The organism is Thioclava sp. SK-1 (assembly GCF_001705665.1).
GTDB lineage: Bacteria > Pseudomonadota > Alphaproteobacteria > Rhodobacterales > Rhodobacteraceae > Thioclava.
In genome coordinates this window covers 37736-43735 of the sequence record NZ_MDHA01000023.1, presented here as the reverse complement: position 1 = coordinate 43735, position 6000 = coordinate 37736, and the positions used below count along the sequence as shown (strand labels likewise).

The window sequence follows — 6000 nt, the reverse complement described above, 5'->3', positions numbered from 1 at the left end:
TCGCGTCGACCCCATGAACCTGAAAGACATTCTTGGCCAGATCGAGGCCGATCGTGATAGGCTGTTCCATGGATGGCTCCTTTCGGTGGCTGTACTCAGACCCACCCTGGCACATCGCGATGCCGTTTGGGGGGGCCATCCACACCATCAATGGCGGCCAAGGTCTCGTTGTTGAGCATGCGGTAGGCCCGCCCGTCTGCCGTCCGGTCTTGGACGAAATCATAGGACCAGACTTGGTTCGGCCGTTCAGCCCGCAGCCGCACGCAGGAGCCATCCGCCAGCCAAAGCCGCCCGCGTTTCTTCTGTTTCTGCGGCACTTTAAGCCCTTCGCGCCGCCAAATCCGCTCGACCCGCTTGTGGTTGACGCACCATCCCGCCTGAACCAGCAGGCCGGTGATCTGCCGATAGCCCTACCGTCCATATTTGCGCGCCAGTTCGGTGATGTCGGCCGTCAAAAGCGCTTCGTCCTGACGACCGGACGGGATCTTGCGTTGGGTCGACCGGTGCTGTCCCAAAGCCCGACAGGCACGGCGCTCGGAAACGCTGAGTTCCTGCCGGACGTGATCAATGCACTGACGACGACGCGAAGGGCTTAGAAGTTTCCCTTTGCGGCCTCGGTCAAAATCAGCTTGTCGAGCGTCAGGTCCGACACCGCCCGCCGGAGCCGCGTGTTCTCCTGTTCCAACTCCTTCAGCCGCTTGAGCTGATCGCGGTTCATCCCGCCAAACTCACGCCGCCAGCGGTAATAGGTCTGTTGGGTCACGCCAATCTGACAAACTGCATCTGCCAGCTTCGCGCCTGTCCCTGCAAGACCTCCACCTGACGCAGCTTCATGACGATATCTTCCGGCTTTTCGCGTTTGCCTGCCATCTAAGTAGTCCTCCATCATACGGGATAAACTATCCCAAAAGATGGACCACTTCAGTGGGGCAAGACCACCGGCGGGGCTCCGTTCCGATGATCCACACAGCGACGATTCATCAAGGCAGCCAGTACGTGATTTCATCCACCATGGATTACGATCCATTAGTTCAGCCGCAAGAGCTGGACGACTGGATGGCGGCAAATGGTGATTTCTACTTGCGTCGATCGATGCGAAAGCAGGCCCGGCTATGGTCTCAACGGGAATATAACGAGAGCGTAACACGCTATAATCACGATATTTTCTCGGAAGATGACCTGATGGTCGGTGGCGATTTGAAACTCCCGGGTGTCGGTTGTCGCGTTCGCACTGACATGGCGGCTTATGCCCATCTCATGCAGGTCAAGAAGCTCGTCGGCGATTGGCATGTCGGACGCAACACCTCGCGAACGCCGCGAGTTCGACCCCGGCACCTGCTGCCCGGATTGCGGCGGTGACCTGCGAGTGGTGGGCGAGGATGTCAGCGAGCTTCTCGACGTGGTTGCGGCGCAGATGAAGGTCATTCGGATTGCGCGGGTGAAGAAGTCTTGCCGCCGCTGTGAGCGGATGGTGCAGCCTTTGGCGCCGAGCCGTCCGATCCCCGGCAGCATGGCTGGGCCGGGGCTGCTGGCTCAAATCCTTGTCTCGAAGTTCGACGACCATTTTCCATTGTATCGTCAGCACGAGATCTACGCCCGCATGGGCGCCGACATCCCTGATAGCACGCTGCTGGACTGGTGCGGGCGCGCCCTGAAGGTGCTCGCCGCTGTCATCGAGCGGACCGAGGCCGAGGTGATGGCCGCGTCGGTGCTGCACGCAGATGACACCCCGATCCGCGTGCTGGACCGGTCACGTCGAGACCGCGGCCTCGGAAAGGGGGTCAAGCAAGGCCGGGTCTGGGCCTATGTCTCCGAGCAACGACCTTGGGCTGGCACCGCACCACCCGGTGTCGTCTATCGCTTCTCCCCTGACCGGAAAGGCGAACACCCCCAGCGTCATCTGCAAGACAGCGGCGGCATCCTTCAAGCGTGGTGTAGCCGTTCAGGATGGCGATACGGACCTGGAGTTCAGCGATCTGTCGATCGAAGTCTCGCGCCATGAGCCGCTGGCCCAGCAGTTTGACACAGTGCATCTTCGTTTCGACGCGGCTCCGGCGGTGGTATCCGCTCCATCGTCGCCACAGGGCGCGGCCCAGATACTTCGATGCCCGCAGGGCCTCATTGCGCGCTGCGGCTCCAGCGGTGCCCGTCTTCCAAGGCCTCGCATTCCGGCGAGGCGGGATGACAGCATGAGCGCCACGCTCGGCGATGGCATCATGGCATTTGCGGGTGTCGTAGGCGCCGTCTGCCGTGACACTGCCGATCTCTCGGTGATCTAGCTGAGCAGATCGGGTAGCACCGGCGCATCGCCGATGTGGCTCCCGGTGATCTCGACGGCCCGGACCTCCAGTGTTTGCTCGTCGACCCCGAGGTGGATTTTGCGCCAGACCCGCCGCTTGGGGCCACCATGCTTGCGCGCATGCCATTCGCCTTCACCCTCGACTTTGATGCCTGTGCTGTCGATCAGCAGGTGCAGCGGCCCCTTGGAACCACGATAGGGCATTTTGACGGCCAGTGTCTTCTGGCGGCGGCTCAGGGTGCTGAAATCGGGAACCGCCCAGTCCAGCCCAACCAGGCGAAGTAGACTCTCAACGAATCCGGTCGTCTGCCTGAGCGCCATGCCGAACAACACCTTCATCGACAGGCAGGTCTGGATCGCCGCGTCGCTGTAGTTCTGCTGCCGACCCCGCTTGCCGGTCGGCACGGCATTCCACCTCATCTCGGGATCGAACCAGATCGTCAGCGAGCCTCGGCGCTTGAGCGCTTCATTGTAGGCCGGCCAGTTCTTGGTCTTGTAGGTCGAGGGTGTCGGTCTGCTCATGACGCCCAGCTACCATGCTGGATTCACAAGATGAATCCTCTCACCGCATTTGTGCAACAGAGCCTCAGATAGAACAACGCGCGCGCCATTTTCTGCGAATCCTTTCGCAACGGAAAAGCCGATACCTTGGCTTGCGCCGGTGACAAGGGCTACCTTGTTGGTGAAATCGTAAGTTGCTGTCATTGTAGTACCAATCTCGTTCTATAGGCTCTGGTATTCAGGAAATTCCGGTATTTACCCCAAGATGGTCGGTCGGGTATCGGCGAGTTCCCTGTCATTCCGATAGGTAATCGGCGTCCGTGACACGATCTCCCCAGACGACCCCGCTGCCGTCCACGATGTCTTGAATGGCGAAATGCGTGACGTAGGTCGTGTCAGTTGCGCCATGCCAGTGCATCACGCCGGGTGGGGTCCAGATGACGTCTCCGGCTCTCATCAGAATCTTTTCAGCACCTTTTTGTTGCACCCATCCCGTTCCGTCAGCGACGACGAGATACTGCCCTGCCGGATGGGAATGCCAATTGGACCGGGCGTTTGGCTGAAAGGTCACTTTCCCCGCTGTTGTGTCGGAGCCGTCGTTCAGCCCGAACAGCTCGCTCACGATGACAGCGCCGGTGAAGTTTGCTTCCGGTCCGATGATCGTCGGGAGCTGTGGAGCTTGGGAATGGATCATGTCCTGCGCGGAAGCGGAGGTGATGCTCAACGCACAAAGCACGGAGGAGAGAGGTAGTGTCTTCATTTGACTTTCCTTGTTTTTTTGGGGGGGCGGGCGAAGGGGCGCAAGGCGCGGAAAGAAACCGGCGGGCCGCCGCAGCGGGTCGCCGGTTTCGGGCCGCCTCTTGGCTCACGCGGACAGGTTGTCGTCGAAGAAAGACTGCAGCTTGTCCCATGGAATGATGCCGACCTTGTCGTAAAGGTCGACGTGACCGGCTTCAGGAACCAGATAGAGTTCCTTGGGCTCTGCCGCGCGCTGATATGCCTGCTCACTGAAGAACAGCGAATGTGCGTTTTCACCCGCGATCAGCAGCACCGGCCGCGGCGAGATCATGTCAACATGATCGAAAGGCCGGAAGTGCAGGTAAGAGGCGTCCCCAGAGACGGCCATCGCCGTCGTGGCCCTGGGATGTGCGCCACGCGGCGTACGGTAGTAGTCGAAGAATTCGCGCGTGATCGGATCGGTGTCTTCGGCGAGGACTTCGGGCAAGGCCCCGTAGCGGACGGGGTCGCCATCGGCTTCGGCCCAGCGTTGCGCTCCGATCTCGGACAAGGTCTGGATGCGCGCCTCGTCGCTCAGGGGCTGCCCGTTCCAAGCCCATTTGGCGCCGCCCATGTCATACATGCTGACGGTTGCTACGGCTTTGATCCTGGGATCGATCTGCGCCGCCGCGAGGGAATAGCCGCCGCTCGCGCAGACGCCGATGACGCCGATGCGCTCCCGGTCCACGAACGGCACGTGCCCCAGGAAGTCGACGCCGGCGCTGAAATCCTCGACCGTCGCCTCCGGAGAGGAGATGAAATGTGGTTGTCCGCCGCTTTCACCGTTGAAGGAGGCGTCGTGGGCAATCGTGACGAAGCCACGTTCCGCCATGGTCTGAGCATAGAGACCGGCGGTCTGTTCCTTCACGCCGCCGTAGGGATGCCCGACGATCAGAGCGGCATGGCGCTGTGTCGTGTCCAAGTCCCGGGGCATGTACATGTCGGCGACCAGCTCGATCCCAAGCAGATTGGTGTAGCGGACCTTGCGATGGTCGACGCTGTCGCTCTGGGGAAACACCTTATCCCAGGTTCCCATGTACTGGGCCGAGGCCGGCGTTGCAGCGAAAGTTGCGGCGGCGAGACCAGCCCCTGAGAGCTGCAACAGCATGCGACGGTCGATGCCGCTATTCTTTTGGGGTTGTTCCATTTCATTCATTGAGGATAGCTCCTTCTTAGAGGTTCAAGAGGCGGTCGCCGCGCGGTTTTTTTGCAGCGGCAGTTGTGACAAGGCGGTGAGGGTGTCAGTCCCGGGTCAGCCGCAAGAGGCGGTCTTCCGAGGGGCCCTCTCCACGCGGGGAACGGTTGGTAGTTATGACCCACAGATCGCTGCCGATGGCTTCGACATCGCGGTAACGCTCGCCGGTCGACAGAACTGGCTTCAGAGAGCGGGTGGCTGCGTCCACGACGAACAGGCCCTGCGCGCCCAGAGCGGCAATCAGCAGTTCCTGCCCCGCAAAAGTTGCGCCGGAGGGTGCCCAAGTCCTGCCTCCGGAGTGTATCCACGGGGCGGTCATGCCGGCGCTCTGTTCATCGCCCTGATCGACGGGCCAGCCGTAGTTATGGTCCGGCATGATCCGGTTGATTTCGTCATGTGCCGATTGACCATGTTCGACGGCGTAGAGCGCGCCATCCGGACCCCATGCGAGGCCTTGGGGATTCCGATGCCCAAGCGACCAGACCGGGGAGCCGGATGTCGGATTGTCCGCAGGGATCGAGCCGTCGGGCGAGATCCTGAGGATTTTCCCGGCAAGGCTATTCGGATCCTGAGGCCGCTGACGATCTTCCGTCCAGCCAGTCGTGATATAAAGCATCCCGTCTGGCCCGATTCCGAGGCGGCCGCCGTTGTAAAGACGATGCCCGGGAATCCCGTCGATCAGAACGCGGGTTTCATGCCAGGTCTCACCATCAAGCTGCGCCTCGATCACCCGGTTGGACGATCCGTTCGCTTCTTCAATGCTATGGTAGAAGTAACCGGTTCGGTCTCGTGCGAAGGACGGAGATAGCGCCATGCCCAAAAGGCCGCGCCCCCCCTCCCGATAAATCGGACGGGTCGTCGAAAGCGACATGCGTGTCAGGCGGCTGTCCTCGACGCGCAAAATATCGCCCGCCGCTTCTGTTATATAAAGGGTTTCGCCATCGCGTGTGATGTCCCACGGGTAGTCGAGATCACTCGATATGACCTCGACAGACCAATCCTGAGGTGCAGACGCAAGGATCGGACGGTTTTCCTGCGCGTGCGCGCCACCTGCCATCGCAATGAGGCAGAGAATACTGATCGCGAGAGTGCGGGGCGATCCTTGGTGGGTCTGCATGCAGGTATGTCCTTTCCTATGGTCATGCCATAGAGGATAGGTTTCCCGGGTATTCGAGATAATGTGCGGTTTCCTGAAAACATTACTGAGCCATGCTCATCAGTCCTTCGC

Annotated in this window: 5 protein-coding genes and 3 pseudogenes; 2 read left to right on the top strand and 6 right to left on the bottom strand. The window is 60.8% G+C overall.

The annotated features are described in order from the left end of the window. Window positions 1–170: 170 nt before the first annotated feature. Window positions 171–870, bottom strand: a pseudogene (locus BFP70_RS20245) (IS3 family transposase); the annotation flags it as partial. Between the two features lie 87 nt (window positions 871–957). On the opposite strand from BFP70_RS20245, the gene BFP70_RS20930 reads away from it, so the two are divergent. Both BFP70_RS20930 and BFP70_RS21195 read left to right on the top strand, forming a co-directional pair. Next, window positions 958–1359: a hypothetical protein gene (locus tag BFP70_RS20930; RefSeq protein WP_176715478.1), complete on the top strand. Its 402-nt coding sequence runs from the start codon at window positions 958–960 to the stop codon at window positions 1357–1359. Further along, window positions 1289–1930, top strand: a pseudogene (locus BFP70_RS21195) (IS66 family transposase); the annotation flags it as partial. The gene BFP70_RS20930 and the pseudogene BFP70_RS21195, both read left to right, overlap by 71 nt. Here BFP70_RS21195 and BFP70_RS02870 read toward each other — a convergent pair. The 5 genes and pseudogenes from BFP70_RS02870 to BFP70_RS02855 form a co-directional block, all read right to left on the bottom strand. Continuing rightward, a pseudogene (locus BFP70_RS02870) lies at window positions 1926–2821 on the bottom strand (IS5 family transposase); the annotation flags it as partial. The pseudogenes BFP70_RS21195 and BFP70_RS02870 overlap by 5 nt on opposite strands. A 9-nt stretch (window positions 2822–2830) precedes the next feature. Beyond that, a complete protein-coding gene (locus tag BFP70_RS20240) occupies window positions 2831–3004 on the bottom strand; it encodes an SDR family NAD(P)-dependent oxidoreductase (protein ID WP_083217329.1) in 174 nt (57 codons plus the stop codon). Window positions 3005–3095: 91 nt separating this feature from the next. Beyond that, window positions 3096–3560, bottom strand: a complete 465-nt coding sequence (locus BFP70_RS02865) for a cupin domain-containing protein (protein WP_066009866.1) — start codon at window positions 3558–3560, stop codon at window positions 3096–3098. Window positions 3561–3665: 105 nt separating this feature from the next. After that, window positions 3666–4733 (bottom strand): alpha/beta hydrolase, encoded by a 1068-nt coding sequence (locus tag BFP70_RS02860; RefSeq protein WP_066009865.1) that lies wholly within the window; start codon window positions 4731–4733, stop codon window positions 3666–3668. Between the two features lie 85 nt (window positions 4734–4818). Further along, entirely contained in the window at window positions 4819–5889 is a 1071-nt protein-coding gene (locus tag BFP70_RS02855) for a sorbosone dehydrogenase family protein (protein ID WP_083217328.1), read from the bottom strand. Window positions 5890–6000 lie beyond the last annotated feature (111 nt).